The sequence below is a fragment of the bacterium genome (genome assembly GCA_030649025.1).
Classification (GTDB): Bacteria; Patescibacteriota; Minisyncoccia; order JAUYLV01; family JAUYLV01; genus JAUSGO01.
The window spans coordinates 1-15,365 of sequence record JAUSGO010000032.1; the positions used below are offsets into that span (position 1 = coordinate 1).

Below are 15,365 nucleotides of genomic sequence, written 5' to 3' on the forward strand. Positions count from 1 at the left end.
CGGCAGGAGCGATATCCGGTAATCGGTCTGGCCAAAGCGTACGCCAAGAATTCTTTTGCCGAAGCCGATGGAAAAAACGTTTACCCGGAAACCAAAAAGTTTTGCGATGATAAAGTGTCCAAATTCGTGTACGAAAACACATATGCCGATAACAACCAGAAAGCCGAGCACGGTGATCATGAGTTCCTCCAAATGTATGTGATTGTAAAGGTAAGATTAGACTCTAACGGATTATAGGCTTTGCGTCAACCTGCTCGTGTATTTCCAGCAGCGGAGGGCAACATCGCGGTCACATAAAAAACCGCGAGTTGGTTCTCGCGATTATGGTTGATGCTTCAAAAATTCACGCAGCGCTTGTTGCCAGGAACGAAAGTCATCCGGTGCCTTAAGAATAAATTGCCTCCCACTTTTTTCTTTTTGAAATTTTTCCCGCAGCAGATCGCTTCGGTTCTTCGAAAGTTGACCCGCTTCCTGTATCACGCCCAGGACCGCTGATCCATCATATCCGGCAGATCCCATCACCTCCAATGCAAATCGGTCCGCATCCACCTGCGATTGCAGGTATCCACTTAAAAAAACTGTGTCGGCGGCTCGCTCAAATGCAAGGCGAGTAAAGAAATTCTGCGATTGCACTTCATCTCTCATTTTTAGCATTTTCTTCCGGCGCGCAGCGGAGACGGCAAAATCTCGATGAATAATATGTCCTGCTTCATGCCCAAAGATGAAGGCAATTTCGGCTTCTGTTCTTGCCTCGAGAAGTTCTGCTGTGCCAACTACGATAGTGCCGTCAGGCAGAGAGAAAGCCCGGCCCTCTTGCTGTTTTCCCGCCACCGTGAGGCGAAAATGGTGAGAGTCCGTGCCGATCGAGCTTTTTTGACTCAATAAGGCAAAAATTTCCTGCAAATAATCTGTTGTGTCCCGATGATTCACGATCGGCTCCGTCTTCAGATCGATAACCCTGCCGAGATCCATGGGCGCATCAGTCTCCGGAAGGAGGTTGACTTTTTTAATCTCCTCCATAAAGTGACGCGTCTGGTTATCAATACTGATTAATGCACCGACCGCCACCAGCAACGCCAGAAATGCAAATACATAAATGCCGAGAGCCAAGAGAACTCCCCTTTTTTGCATTATTATTACCTCCAGTTGAAATTACAAAGAACAATGTATTGTACTACAAAATCTGTATTGAGTCCAGTTTGTGTGTGGGGTTGTAAGCGGAAAATAGAGATGTCCTGCTCGGCAAATAAAAAACCCCGCGGGATGCGGGGGATATTCGACTAACAGGCAGAGGGCGTTTATTTCTTGCTGGAGATTTCACGATTGGAATAGGCCGAGTCTTCCGTCACCTCTTTCTCAATCTTCAGAAATGGCGGGAGTTCGACCGGGTCGTCCTTACACATCAGTTCCACCTCCAGAAGCCAAAACGGTTTTTTGGGTTCAAGGAAGACGTCGAGCGAGAAATACTGATTACCGAAAACAAAGTAATGACGTTTCTTCCGGATGGCAAGCGTGTCTGCTTCCTGGAAGGTGGCAAGGTGTTCATATGTCTCCGGCGAGATAGAATATTCTATTTCGATTCTTTCCAGCGTGGAGGTTTTGTTAACGCGTTTTTTGTGCGTGCGGCGACATGATATAGAGTCGTCCTGCCACTCTTTGCGAATGCGGGGTCGGTTATCGTCCGCGTCCTTTTTAAGATACCGCTGTTCGATATCGGATGCGACCGAATCCTGGAAAGCGGCGCCCGACAGTATTGCCGGATCGGGCTTGACCGAGAATTTCCGCTCGATTTCCGTCTCGGAGAGAACGTGCGCTATGGCATCGCGGAATCGGTCAAGTTTTTTTTCAAGGCTCGGATAGCTGGGAATGATGTGCAGGTGCGGGTGACCCGTCCATGCCGCAAGCAGCGGCCTTTCTTGCGCGAGAGAATCTTCGGCACTTTCGCGCCGCGCCGGATTATTTTCCTGTGTGTAGAGCTCTTTGCCTGCCGAGGCCGCACTTCGCAAAAAGAGCACCGCATCATAGCTGTCTCTTGTGTCATAGAGCGTTTTGCCCGCTTCAAGGCGTATGCGGCGAAACTCGGCCGGTGTTATATAGAGGAGCTGGTCCATGAATCCGCGGTCGTGCAGGATGAGACAGTTTGCCTCCGGCGCATGACGGGCAATTTCGATGAGCTCCTTGCGCCAGGAAACCTGCAGAACGAAAATCGCTCGCTGTATCTGGTAGAACGCCGCCGGATTGCTCTGGGCAAGTTCCATAATGTCTTTAAGACCGCCCATGATAACGGGTGTTGCAATTTCCGAAGAGCGTAGAATTCTCCAACCGGGTATTTGTGGATTTTGCACCACGCGTTCCAGCAACACGCTCTTTCCGGACCCCGCGGGACCCGTAACCGCAATCTCACAAATTCGTTTTGCCATCGTGCACCTCGTTTTTTTAAGACTTTGTGTAAAAGAACTTCAGCAGCCCATCATAACATAAAATGTTTGAGTTTGCAATATGTCTTATGCGGCGTTTCGCGCGGCGGAGTTTGACAGTTCGGGGCTGCGGCAGTACGGTTGGCTCACCAGATCTTTACAAATCCACCCCTCGGAAAATCCGCAAAAGGAGGCATTATGCGAGACAAGATTTACAGATACGGAATTGGCGTTATTATGGGAGCGCTGCTGTTTGGCGTATATGTACAAATCGCACAAGCAATCAGGACGACCGGGCAGGATTCTTATTTTTTCTCGTACTACACAACAATCCGCCAGACCATCGATACTACATACGTCGGGGTCGGTACAAAAACTCCCTCGGCGAAGCAGCTCGCCTACGGCGCACTCAAGGGACTTGTACGGTCCTTGGGCGACCCGTATTCCGTTTTTCTTACCCCCGAGGAAACCGAATTCATAAATGACCAGGACTCCGGTTCTTATGCGGGCATTGGCGCTACACTAAAACAGGAAGACGCCTCCTCAATACGCATCATTGATCTGGCAAAGGACTCTTCCGCGGAGAAAGGGGGTCTTCACGTCGGCGACAGGATTGTAGCAATCGACGACGTTCCGGTAAGCGAGTATTCTCTCACCGAATCGGTCATGCATATTCGCGGCAGTGCGGGAGAAACCGTGTCTCTGACGGTCCTTCGCGAAAAGGTCTCCGACCCTATGGTTTTCAAGATCAAGCGGGAAGAGCGCATCATTGCCGAGCTTCATGTCTCGTCGCGCCTTGTGGGCAAGACCGGAATCATTATCGTTCCCGAATTCGGGACCGATACCGAAAAAGAATTCTATGCCGTTGTGAAGGATTTTCTTTCAAGGGGCGCCACATCGTTTATCATTGATCTGCGCAAAAATCCCGGCGGGAGTGTTGGCGTCTGCGTGGCCATTACAAGCGCTTGGACGGACAAGAAGAAGCTTGTAACGGCCATGAAAGAGAAAGATGGTATCAGGGAGTATTTTTCGGAAAGCGGCGGAAAGCTTTTCGGGAAAAAAACGGTAGTGCTGGTGAGCGGAAGCTCCGCTTCGGCATCGGAGATACTTGCCGGAGCTCTTCAGGATTGGGGTGCTGCCACGGTTGTTGGGACTACCACTTTTGGCAAGGGCGTGGCGCAAGCGCACATCGCTTACCCCGACGGCTCCTCTTTAATCCTTACCGTCGCGCGCTGGTATACGCCTTCGGGGCGCGAAATCCATGGCAAAGGAATAAAGCCGGACATTGAGGTTAAGAATGAATCGGATGATGCGGGCAAAGACGCTAGTCACGATGCGCAAATGGAGCGCGCGCTTGAATATCTTACGACGGGGAGATAGGACAGAAAGCTTGAACCATATCGCCCCTTTTTCATGGGAAAATAGACGGAACACCCTCTTTTTAGAGGGTGTTTTTTACATTTCATGTATATACCGGGACCAGCAAAGAATAACCTTGGAAGTTATGGCTCAAAGTTTCCCTGTTTAAGCAGTCTTGGCAGACTTGCCCGCCAAAGTTTTGTGTAGCAAAATTTAGGCGGGCTTGCACCCCCATAAAGCCCATGGTATAGTATCACCGTTATTTCTAAAGTTCCCCTGTGTGGCACGCTCCATTTCAAATCAAATGAAGCGACGCGCTGCTAACGGGAAGCGTATATGTTAGACCCTAAGGAAAAAAAGAAGATCATAGAGAAATATAAAGTGCATGAAAAGGACACCGGTTCTTCCGAGGTTCAGATTGCGCTATTTTCCGAGAAAATAGAACAGCTCGCAGAGCACTTGAAAGAACACAAAAAGGACAATCATTCGCGACGCGGACTTTTGAAGATGGTGTCCAAGCGCCGGAAGCTCCTTGATTATCTGGGAAAAGAAGATGCGAAGCGTTACGCCAGCATTATTAAGAAATTGAAATTAAAAAGGTAATTGACGAATTGCGAATTACGCATTGCGAATTTTCTTGAAAGAATTTCAATCCGCAATCCGCAATACGCAATTGAGTAATTTAAAATTTGTCAGCCATAAAACAAAAAGAGCAGCGCGTAGGAGTGTTCGTGGATGTGCAGAACATGTATCATTCCGCAAAGAACATCTACAAGGCTCGCGCGAATTTCAAAGTGATTTTAGATGAGGCGGTGGGCGGGCGAAAGCTTATTCGTGCCATTGCTTATGTCATTAAAACCGAAACGGGAGAGGAGTCCGCGTTTTTTGAGGCGCTTACGAAAGCAGGATACGAAATGAAGGTAAAGGACCTGCAGATCTTCGCCGGCGGTATGAAAAAAGCGGACTGGGACGTGGGCATGGCCATGGATGCGGTGAAGCTTGCCGGGTCTTTGGATGCCGTGGTGCTTGTTACGGGAGATGGAGACTTTATTCCTCTCATCGAATATTTACAAAACAACCGCGGCGTGCAAGTTGAAGTGATGGCATTCGGCAAGAGCGCTTCGGGAAAATTACGGGAGGCCACCGATGATTTTACGGACTTGGGAGAAGATCAGCGAAAATTCCTCATCCGTTCAACAAAGATAAGGTAACTTTCTGGGGGATTTGCTACATGATTAAAAATAGAGACCAGATCCATTAAATTATCCTCGTGCCGAACGCGCTGGGCCGCAGATAGGTAGACTATCATTGGTAGTCTAAAATCTGCGAAGCAGGGCGAAGGAGCGCGGATACGTAAAGTATGGCAGTGCAGAAATGGAAACATACGTTTGCCGGAAAGGAACTTTCGGTGGAACGAGGACGCATGGCAAGCCAGGCAAACGGCTCCGTAACCCTTACGTACGGCGGCACAACGGTGCTTGCGACTGCCGTTATGTCACGACACCCCAGACAAGGCGGGGGTGATTTTTTTCCGCTCATGGTGGAATTCGAGGAGAAGCTTTACGCGGCCGGGAAGATAAAGGGTTCGCGATTCGTGAAGCGCGAAGGGAAGGCAACGGATGAGGCGGTGCTTACCGGCAGACTTATCGACCGCACGGTAAGGCCCCTGTTTAACCAGCGCATGCGCAATGAAGTGCAGATCGTTATCACCGTGCTTTCCATAGACGGGGAGAATGATCCGGATGTTTTGGGGATACTCGGCGCATCTTTGGCGCTTGCCACCTCGGACATTCCCTGGTCGGGACCTCTGGGCGCCGTCCGCGTGGGAATTTCCGATGGCAGCTTTGTTTTCAATCCGTCTTATCCCCAGCGTAAAAAGACTACGCTTGATGCGGTGGTCGCGGGAACCAAAGACCGCATCAATATGATAGAGGCCGGGGCCTGCGAGATTCCCGAAAAGAAACTTGTTGAGGCGCTCGAAACTTGCCAGCAAGAACTTAAGGACATTATTGCGTTCCAGGAAAAGATCGTTGCGGAAATAAATCCAAAAAAGGCCGCGGTTGAAATTCCAGAATTCGCAGAAGACCTGGTGGAATTCACCAGAGATTATACCAAAGGAAAGCTTAGAGAGGCGATTTTCCAGCACGACAAGAGCATCATGGCAGAAAAACTTCATACGCTTAAAGAAGCCTATATTCTCGAAGTGGGGACAAAATGGCCCGAAGATAGTTCAAAAAAAGGACAGGCGGATTTTCTTTTCGAGGAGGAGATATCCCGCATCGTGCATGAAGAAGTTCTCAAAAATGAAAAGCGTCCGGATGGCAGGCGCATGGACGAAGTTCGCGACGTGTCGTGCGAGGTTGGCGTACTTTTGCGCACGCACGGCTCAAGTCTTTTCAACCGCGGAAATACTCAGGCGCTGGGCGTCTTAACTCTGGGAGCTCCCGGGGACGAGCAGATCATTGAGAATATAGAAGAAGCGCAGGAGTTCAAGAAACATTTCATATTTCATTATAACTTCCCTCCTTTTTCCGTTGGCGAAGTAAAGCCGATGCGCGGTCCTTCGCGGCGCGATATCGGTCATGGGGCTTTGGCAGAGCGTGCCGTTGCCTCTCTGCTTCCGCCGCGGGAGACGTTCCCGTACACCATTCGGGTCGTGTCGGAAATCCTTTCATCAAACGGATCCTCCTCCATGGCATCGGTGTCGGCGGCAAGCCTTGCGCTTATGGACGGCGGGGTTCCTATTACAAAACCGGCGGCAGGCATTGCCATGGGACTTATGACCGGAGAGAACGGCGCATACAAAGTACTTACCGATATCCAGGGGCCGGAAGACCACCATGGCGATATGGATTTCAAGGTTGCCGGAACCGATGAGGGCATTACGGCATTGCAGATGGATGTGAAAATTGAAGGCGTAACTATCCAGATGCTTGAGAAAGCTTTCGCACAGGCGCGCGAGGCGCGATTGCATATTCTGGAGGGAATGAAAAAGGTCATTGACAAGCCTCGCGAGGATCTTTCTCCGTATGCACCCCGCATAGTGACGATTCACATCAATCCTGAAAAAATCCGAGACGTCATCGGACCGGGGGGCAAGGTCATAAACAAGATCATCGCCGAAACCGGCGTACAGATCGATATTGAGGACGACGGGTCGGTCTTTGTCACCGCGGTTGACCAGCAGGCATCGAAAAAAGCAATAGACTGGATATTACAGCTGACGCGGGAAGTGAAGGTGGGAGAGCTTTTCGAACAGGGCAAGGTCACGCGGCTCATGGATTTCGGTGCGTTCGTGGAGGTGCTGCCCAATCAGGAGGGATTGGTGCATATTTCGGAGATGGCTCCCTGGAGAGTGGAACACGTTGAAGATGTGGTAAAAGTCGGTGACATCATTCCGGTGTATGTAAAAGAGATAGACGACCTCGGCCGCGTCAATCTTTCGCTCAAGATTGCTCGCACTATGCTGGGGCAAGAGCATCCCAAAGCGCCGGAAGGTTCAACCAATTCTTCGAGCTCACGGGGAAGTGGTTTTTACGCACCGCATGAAGAGCGCGGAGGTCCCCATCGCCGACCGCCAGGAGGGCATCCGGGGGGCAGGGGGCGCTAAGAGTGGTGCAAAATCTTGGCACATGTGCTACAATACCCATTCAAAAAATGAGATGGATTTTTTGCAATCGTGAGGAGGTGTTCGATGGGGCTTATTCTGCAATTTCAGCGCCGGGCAATTGAAGCGGTGTTTGAGGATTGTTCATTAAAAATTTCCGAAGGACAAAGGCGTTATCTTGATGGAGAAGAGCTTTCGCTCCTGGGGGTAAGCGTCGGAGTCGGAACATGTTCGGATCTCCATGATGTGGATATCGCGGTGTTCGGCAAAAAAGCCGCATTTGACCTCCGAGCGAACCATCCCGTCTCTTTACCCAAAGAGTGTAGGGGAGCCGTTCTCCTACGGAGCCGCTTGGAAGGAGAGGTCGACCCGGAATGTCCCGTCGGCCCGGGCCAGTATGCGTTTGTGGTTGAGGGATTGAGAATTACACCCCGGCAAGGACGCGCCGTCCATTTTACGAGAAATTTTAAAAAGAGAACTTACATCGTGCTTGCTTAGAACCGGCGCAAAAAGGTTGCCGGTTTTTTTTATTGCTTTGTCCAAGATCGGCGCTTGGTATACTTTGCATTCTTTTGCGAATGGTCTACAATGTGTTTGAGTTCGCTATTTCTAATAATATTTTATATGTTCAATCTCTCTAGCGGCACACAACTTCTTACATCGGAATCCGTAACCGAGGGACATCCGGACAAGATGGCCGACCAGATTTCGGACGCTATTTTGGATGAGGTGTTGCGACAGGATCCTTACGGACGGGTTGCGGTAGAGGCTTTGCTTACCACGGGGCTCGTGGTGGTTGCCGGAGAAGTGACTACATCGGCATACGTCGATGTGCCTTCTATAGTCCGAAGAATCGTAAAAGATATAGGGTATACTGATTCCTCGTTCGGATTCGATGCGGAAACCTGCGGCATTCAGGTATCTATTCAGGAGCAATCTCCCGACATCGCTATGGGCGTTGGCACCTATCACAGGGAAAAGCCGGAGACGGTTGGCGCGGGGGATCAAGGCATCATGTACGGCTATGCAACGGACGAGACAAAAGAATTAATGCCCCTCCCTATAGTTCTTGCGCACCATCTGACAAGGAGGCTTGCCGAGGTGAGAAAGCGCGGTATTTTGAAATATCTGCGGCCGGACGGAAAGTCACAGGTCACCATTGAATATGAAGACGGCACTCCTCTGCGAGCACACACCCTGCTCGTATCCGCCCAGCATGATCCGAGCGTTACCCAAAAACGTCTGGCGGGAGATATTGAGCGGCATGTTATCCGAAAAATCGTTCCCAAAGAACTTCTTAAAAGAACCCGGATATTAGTGAACCCGACAGGAAGATTTGTCATCGGCGGGCCGCACGGAGATACGGGACTTACGGGACGCAAGATTATTGTGGACACCTACGGAGGTGTTGGCTCGCATGGCGGTGGAGCGTTTTCCGGGAAAGACCCGACAAAAGTTGACCGTTCTGCTTCCTATGCCGCGCGCTACGTGGCAAAAAACATCGTGGCTGCCGGCCTTGGGTCAAGGGTTGAGGTGCAGGTAAGTTATGCCATCGGCGTAGCGCATCCCCTTGCGGTGAATATCAATACCCATAACACGGGCGTGTTGCCGGATCATGAACTGCAGAAGATCGCGCTTAAGGTCTTTGACCTGCGTCCGGGCATGATTATTAAAAATCTTAGACTGCGCAGACCCATCTATCGGCAGGTTGCCGCCTACGGACACTTTGGAAGAATTGACCTTGATGTTCCATGGGAAAAAACGGATAAGGCGGCTCTGCTTAAAAAGTTTGCAGGGGCGCATCGTTGAATATCGCGTATTTAAATCAAATCACCGTCGAATAGCGACGGTGATTTGATTTCAGGAAGTCGGGCTGCTGGGAATTGAACCCAGTCATCATCCTCCCAAAGGATGCGTACTACCGGTATACGACAGCCCGTTACACTATGGCCCGATATTATACGTAATATTTTTTCTTCATTATCTCCTCCTCTTCTTGAATCTTTTTCTCCTTCATCTCCAGATATTTTTTCAGATCTTCTGCGGCGCGGCTACCAAATTCTTTTGTGCGCCCGGTGAGATATTCGACGGTATTTTTTTTTGGATCCTCAAGTACTTCGCCAAGCAGGGCATTAAGCACCAAGCCCACTTTCGGACCCGGTCCGCTCTCTAAAATGCGCATTACATCATTCCCGTCTATGGCCAGCATGGATGTTGAGATCGGGTCCTTTGACACTTTTTCGACCATAAACTGGAAGTGGCGCAATTTATAGGGTACGGCTTTGGGCACGCCGGAGCCGATGCGATCGGCTTCACGCACTCTTACCAAATCCTCAATATTTTCTGGACCGACATTTTTCAGAAGTCTACGAACAGACGACTCGGTCACTTCCCCGACGTTATAGTAGAAAAGGTGGTAACGCACGAGCAACGCAACTTTCTCTATAGTTTTTTGTGGGAAACGGAGGCGCTTTAAGAGTTCTTCCGTTGCATGCGCACCAATAACGTCATGGCCATAAAACGTTGAATTTCGGCCCTCGCCTCTTTTTGAGCGGGGCTTTCCCACGTCATGGAGCAGGGAGGCAAGGCGTACCACAAAATCGTATTTTTTTCTTACTGCGTAGGCAAGCGCTCGGACATTGTGCTCAAAAACGTTGTAGATATGGTGCAGATTCTGGTCTACGCCAACGCCCTCCTGCAGTTCAGGCATGATATACGGCAGGAGCCCCGCACCTTCAAGAAGCCGCACCCCATCCGGAGCGCCATTGGCCATGATGAGTTTTTCGAGTTCATCGCGAATACGCTCTTGCGAAATGCGTTTTAACCACGCAGAATTCTTCTTTATCGCCTCAAACGTTGATGGCTCGATGGAAAACCCCAGCTCGCTTGCAAAACGTACAGCCCGCATCATGCGGAGTGCATCTTCCGCAAATCGTCTTTCGGGGTCTCCCACCGCACGTATAAGTTTAAGCTTAATATCCTCCTGTCCCCCGTACGGATCAATAATTTTCTTTGTCTCTTGCGAGGCAAGCGCTATTGCGTTCATCGTAAAATCGCGCCTTGCCAGATCCTCTTCGATATTCTTGGTGAATTTAACCCCATCGGGATGTCGTTTGTCGGAGTATGATTCTTCGATGCGGAATGTAGTCACTTCAACTACGGAAAACGTCTTGTCCGCGTCCGATGTCTTTATACCAACCGTTCCGAATGTATTTTCATAAAAACTATCCGGAAAAAGTTTTTGCACTTCTTCGGGTTTGGCGGAAGTCGCAACATCCCAATCTTTCGGTGCGATACCGCGCAACAGATCGCGTACGCAACCACCAACGGCATAGGTCTCATGTCCCGCCTTCTCAAGCGCTTGCATTATATCTTTTACCTCTTTTGGAATATCCATAAAGCTTATTCTGCCATAAAAATATTATTTTTTCAATTGTCTAATTTTTGCTTCGCCCACCGGATCTCGCCGAAGGAAGCAGATGCTTCATAGGAGGTTTTGTGCTATTGACAAACCGTCTCTCTTTGCTAGCATGATGGCTATTACTATGTTCATTTACAAGAGGATATAAACTATATTCGAAAGGAGCCGTATGGGATTACCAAAAGAAACGCATACAAATAACGAGTGGCGCCTATTCGCCGAAGACGCACTTGCGCTCGCGCGCAAGGGAGGCGCAACCTATGCCGATGTCCGGATCCACCCCGAAGAGAAAAGTCAAGACATCACTGTTGAGGGAGATCGGGAAGAAGACGGCAGGGTGGTCAGCGTAAGCACGGGCGTAACGAGCGGTTTTGGCGTTCGTGTACTTTGCGACGGAGCGTGGGGGTTTTTTGCTACCGATGATCTCGACAAAAAACATCTCGAACGCATTGTGGCGCGCGCACTTGCCAGCGCCAGAGCGAATGCAAAGATCCGTAAAAGTCCTCTCGAGATCCTTCCCTTGCGGGAAGATGAGCGGGGACAGGAATATTTCTATGAATCCCCGTTTAAGATTGATCCTTTTGCCGTTTCACTGGAAGACAAAAAGAACCTTCTTCTTGCGGCAGATAGGGTCATGCGGGACGGCGGCAAGCGCGTCTTCAAGCGCAGCGGATATTTGAGCGCCTATCGGTTCCGAAAAATTTTATCCACGACCGACGGCGTTTTTGCGGATCAGACATTCACCCGCGTAGGCGCGTCCATTAACGCTCTTGCGGAGAGAAGTCGGAATGACGACGACAGGCAGAGCTGCTCTTATCCGTCAAAACATCCCGTGGTGATGCAACAGGGGTGGGAGGCGATTGTTGATTTTGATCTTGTGAAGCATGCCGCGCGCATTGCCGAAGAAGCGGACCGGTTTCTCGATGCGCCCGAAACTCCTTCTGGCATGCGCGATATCATTCTGATGCCCGAACAGAACAACCTTCATGCTACGCATGAAACAGTTCACGGCGCCGAGGGTGATCGGGTAGATAATAACGAGTGGTCGCTTGCCGGAGGATCGCTATTTTCTCTCGTGCTTGGCCAGATCGGCAGCTTTCCGTTCGGTTCGGACGCAGTGAACATCGTTGCGGACAGCTTAACTTCCGGCGGAGTCGGTACCTATGCATGCGATGACGAAGGCGTTCCTGCAAAGCGGACAATACTTGTCGAGAACGGCATCTGGAAGGGTCTTCTGGTTTCTCGGGAATGTGCACCGTCGCTGAACAAAGAGATTGGGAGAGAATACTTCACCGAAGCATCGGGTGCGATGCGCGCCTCAGGCTACAGCAAACTTCCTTTGATCCGCATGAACAACATCAGTTTGTTGCCTGGCCAGATGTCATACGAGGAAATGCTGGACCGGGCGCCGATCGGCACGATACGTTTTGCGAACAACACCAGCTGGTCGATCGATCCGTATCGGCGCGATTTCCTGTTCGGCACCGAGCTTGGATGGGAGAAGGTCTTGCGCGACGGACGGGCTGTCTGGGAGCCGCGGCGCAATCCCGTGTATCGCGGAGACAACCTGAAGCAGTTTTTCCGCAATTGCGTGGCAGTTTCAGACACGCCGGAGCTTTATGGCATCGGCAGCTGCGGCAAGGGAACTCCCGTGCAGGTCATGGCCACCGGACACTCAACTCCACCAACTTGGTTTAAGAATATTCGCGTGGACTCCGCGCGGGCAAGGAGTTAGCTCTATGGACAACATTCAAGACATAGCCATGAAAGTCCTTGAAAGAACCAAGCTTCGCGGAGCATCATTCTCCGAAGTGCTGGTTTCGCAAGGTGAAAGCTCTCTGAAGCGCATCAGCAAGGGACAGGTCTATCAGCCGACTGCCGGCGAGGGCATGTCCATCTCATTCAGCTGCATTATCGATGGCAAGCGCGTGAACAGCGCATGCGATTCTCTCAAGGCGCTCGACGAGCAGATAGAAAACATGTTCTTCCTGGCAAAGGATCTTCCTCGGGAGGAGAATCTTTTTGTGCCCGACAGGCCCTTTCCCAAAGTTACGCTGGGGCCCGGAGTAACGTACGACGAAGAAACCGCAAAACTCGAAGATGAACGCCTCATTGAGACTATCGGCCGCGTCAATGAGGTTCTTGCGCCCGAAGGATTCATCTTTGCTGGCTCCGTGTCGCATGGCAGAGACGAGATCGTGTTTGCAAACTCCATCGGCACGTACCAATCCTACATTTCAACGCGCGCAGCGCTACAGATCTTCGGCTTTGATCCCAAAGATTACTCCATTTCCGCGCTTCGCACGGTGGCTGGCAAATCACTTTCACAATTTCCTGTTGAGGAATTGGCCAAAAACGTCGCCGATAAACTTTCCTACCAGCGCGAATATCTTACCCGAAGCGGCGGCAAGCGCATCGATCCCTTCGAAGGAAAAACGGAACCGCGGCGCTTTGATGTCATTATGGAGCCGTCGTGCTGGGCGGGGCTGCTTGCGATATTTTCTGGCTCTTGGAATGGCAAAGAGTTTCACGACGGGACCAGCTTCTTTTCCGGAAAGCTTGGAAGCCAGGTCATGGGTAAAAACATCACCATTTTTGATGACCCTATGAGTCCCGATGGCATTCCCAAGCCCTTCGATTGGGAAGGGCACCCCACGGAAAAGCTTGCATTGGTGGAGGGCGGCATTGCAAGAAACGTTGTCTACGATTCGGCACTTGCGAAAAAATACGGAACAAACTCAACCGGGCACGCCCTACCCCCTTCCATGCGCTACTATGGCGCCGTGCCGGAACATTTGGTGGTCAAGGGAGGAGATTCCAGTGTCGAGGAGATGATCCGAGAATCCAAAGACCCAACCCTCTGGATTACTACTCTGCACTACATCCGTTGCACGCATCAGCAAGACGGCAGAGAAACGGGTACTACGCTCCACGGAGTATTCCTTGTTAAAGACGGCGAGGTGGTTGGGCCGACAGAACATTTGCGCTTTGAAGAAAGCGTGCCCGAAGCCTTGAGCCGCGTCACGCATCTCGGTCGCTCATTGCCCACGCTCTCGATGGAGACGGATGAGACGCCCTATATCGTACCGCCAATGCGCAGTGAAGGATTTCGATTCGTCAGTGTCGCGGATCGAAAAGTCTAGCTCCCATAACGCCGCTACAATGAATCTTAAAAACGCCCGTCAGAATATTCTGACGGGTTTTTCTTGATAAAAAAGGGACTCGGAGGTCCCTAGAGCGTTGTTACAGAGGGTATCGCACTGGAAGCGTCGAGAGGTTTTGTCCCCTCGATGCGCACCACCGCATAATTGGCAAGATCCAGATATTTGGAAACGCGCTGGACATCGTGTGCGGTAACCCGACGAAGATCATGGTATGAGGCATACAACTTTTCCGGTTTTCCGAAAAAAACCTGTCGGAACAGCTCTTCGGAAAGCTTGCTCGGGTCGTCAATGTTGTCACGAATCTCGATGCGCAATCGCCGCCGATGCCCGCGGATCTTGCGAGACGCGACGCGCCGTTTTTGTAACAGCTCGATTTCGTTCCGGATGATCCGCTCCGCTTCATCGAGATCTTCCGGGCGATCGCAATCTGCTTCGAAAAGCGCGAGGGCATAGCTTTTTGCAAATTCACACGCCGCTTCAACGGTATAGCTGATGCCCCGCTCTTCGCGAAGCGCCTGGTGGAGATGTGATGACATTCCGTTGCTCAAAAGTGACACAAGGAGCAGGAATGCCGCCTGATCATTCGGCGATCCAAGGATTGGCGATATGTTGAACCCCACAAGAAGATGGGATGATTCTTTTTGCCGCTCCACTCCATGTGCCTGCCGTCCGAGCTTCCGTACGGACTCAGGGCCCAGATAAGCCGGCGGACGTGGACCCCTCAGAGAACCGAAAACATGCCTTGTAAGTTCCATCAGTTCTTCGTGGCGGACAAGGCCGGAGCCTGCAATAATGAGGCGCTGGGGATTGCGATAGTATTTTTGATGAACTCTCGCAAGATCTTCCTTCGTCAGGCGGGAAAGGTTCTCGAGGGTCCCGTGAATAGGAAGACCCATGGCGCTATCCGGGAATAGCAGCTCGTGAACAACGCTCTGGACATATCCTTGGGGGTCATCGATAAATTCACTCTTTTTTTCAACTCTTACCACACCGCGCTCCTTTTCGAGCCCTTCAAAGGATGGATTGAGAAAGACGTCCGCAAAAGCCGAAAAATGTTTCTTTGCGGAGATCCATGACGGAGCAAGAACTTCGTACACGGTGAACTCTCTCTCGGTCTCCGCGCAAAGATTTCCTCCGTCGAACTCGATAGCCTCCACGAGCTCTCGGTTTTTCACGGACTTAGAGCCCTTGAAAATCATGTGCTCAATAAGGTGCCGAACGCCGGACCCCTTCCGGGTTTCCCATCCATGGCGCACGCCAAGGCGCAAGGAAACCTTCCGCGCGGTCCTGTCGCGGGCAGATGCCACGACAACGCCGCTTTTTTCAAGCGTATCTACTTCGATGCGGATGGGTTGGCGCCCGAAGTACAGTGTTTTACACATTTCCATGGCATCCAC

At 51.0% G+C, this 15,365-nt stretch carries 13 protein-coding genes and 1 tRNA gene; 8 read left to right on the top strand and 6 right to left on the bottom strand.

The window, feature by feature from the left end:
• From Q7S09_04805 to Q7S09_04815, 3 genes are all read right to left on the bottom strand, one after another.
• Positions 1 to 192, bottom strand: a 192-nt coding sequence (locus Q7S09_04805; protein MDO8558474.1) for a site-2 protease family protein, incomplete at its 3' end; no start/stop codon positions are given.
• Positions 193 to 321: 129 nt separating this feature from the next.
• Positions 322 to 1,131: a M48 family metalloprotease gene (locus tag Q7S09_04810; protein MDO8558475.1), complete on the bottom strand. Its 810-nt coding sequence runs from the start codon at positions 1,129 to 1,131 to the stop codon at positions 322 to 324.
• A gap of 167 nt (positions 1,132 to 1,298) precedes the next feature.
• Complete coding sequence (locus Q7S09_04815) at positions 1,299 to 2,420, bottom strand: AAA family ATPase (protein MDO8558476.1); 1,122 nt, start codon at positions 2,418 to 2,420, stop codon at positions 1,299 to 1,301.
• Between the two features lie 195 nt (positions 2,421 to 2,615).
• Here Q7S09_04815 and Q7S09_04820 point away from each other — a divergent pair, with 195 nt between their 5' ends.
• From Q7S09_04820 to metK, 6 genes are all read left to right on the top strand, one after another.
• Positions 2,616 to 3,797, top strand: coding sequence for a S41 family peptidase (locus tag Q7S09_04820; GenBank protein MDO8558477.1), 1,182 nt, complete (start codon positions 2,616 to 2,618; stop codon positions 3,795 to 3,797).
• Between the two features lie 315 nt (positions 3,798 to 4,112).
• On the top strand, positions 4,113 to 4,379 hold the full coding sequence (rpsO, locus tag Q7S09_04825; GenBank protein ID MDO8558478.1) for a 30S ribosomal protein S15: 267 nt from the start codon (positions 4,113 to 4,115) through the stop codon (positions 4,377 to 4,379).
• 86 nt (positions 4,380 to 4,465) lie between these two features.
• Complete coding sequence (locus Q7S09_04830; protein MDO8558479.1) at positions 4,466 to 4,987, top strand: NYN domain-containing protein; 522 nt, start codon at positions 4,466 to 4,468, stop codon at positions 4,985 to 4,987.
• Positions 4,988 to 5,136: 149 nt separating this feature from the next.
• Entirely contained in the window at positions 5,137 to 7,386 is a 2,250-nt protein-coding gene (locus Q7S09_04835) for a polyribonucleotide nucleotidyltransferase (GenBank protein MDO8558480.1), read from the top strand.
• Positions 7,387 to 7,470: 84 nt separating this feature from the next.
• Positions 7,471 to 7,881 carry a hypothetical protein gene (locus Q7S09_04840; protein ID MDO8558481.1) on the top strand — a complete coding sequence of 137 codons (411 nt, stop codon included), beginning with the start codon at positions 7,471 to 7,473 and terminating at the stop codon, positions 7,879 to 7,881.
• A 126-nt stretch (positions 7,882 to 8,007) separates the two neighbouring features.
• Positions 8,008 to 9,192: a methionine adenosyltransferase gene (gene metK / locus Q7S09_04845; protein ID MDO8558482.1), complete on the top strand. Its 1,185-nt coding sequence runs from the start codon at positions 8,008 to 8,010 to the stop codon at positions 9,190 to 9,192.
• A 59-nt stretch (positions 9,193 to 9,251) separates the two neighbouring features.
• Here metK and Q7S09_04850 read toward each other — a convergent pair.
• Together Q7S09_04850 and Q7S09_04855 are read right to left on the bottom strand one after the other, a co-directional pair.
• A tRNA-Pro gene (locus Q7S09_04850) sits at positions 9,252 to 9,322 on the bottom strand.
• A gap of 18 nt (positions 9,323 to 9,340) precedes the next feature.
• Positions 9,341 to 10,780, bottom strand: coding sequence for an HD domain-containing protein (locus Q7S09_04855; protein MDO8558483.1), 1,440 nt, complete (start codon positions 10,778 to 10,780; stop codon positions 9,341 to 9,343).
• A 193-nt stretch (positions 10,781 to 10,973) separates the two neighbouring features.
• Here Q7S09_04855 and Q7S09_04860 point away from each other — a divergent pair, with 193 nt between their 5' ends.
• Both Q7S09_04860 and Q7S09_04865 read left to right on the top strand, forming a co-directional pair.
• Positions 10,974 to 12,539, top strand: a complete 1,566-nt coding sequence (locus tag Q7S09_04860; protein ID MDO8558484.1) for a TldD/PmbA family protein — start codon at positions 10,974 to 10,976, stop codon at positions 12,537 to 12,539.
• Between the two features lie 4 nt (positions 12,540 to 12,543).
• Positions 12,544 to 13,947, top strand: coding sequence for a TldD/PmbA family protein (locus tag Q7S09_04865; GenBank protein ID MDO8558485.1), 1,404 nt, complete (start codon positions 12,544 to 12,546; stop codon positions 13,945 to 13,947).
• An 89-nt stretch (positions 13,948 to 14,036) separates the two neighbouring features.
• Here Q7S09_04865 and Q7S09_04870 read toward each other — a convergent pair whose 3' ends face one another.
• Positions 14,037 to 15,356 carry a pitrilysin family protein gene (locus Q7S09_04870; protein MDO8558486.1) on the bottom strand — a complete coding sequence of 440 codons (1,320 nt, stop codon included), beginning with the start codon at positions 15,354 to 15,356 and terminating at the stop codon, positions 14,037 to 14,039.
• Positions 15,357 to 15,365 lie beyond the last annotated feature (9 nt).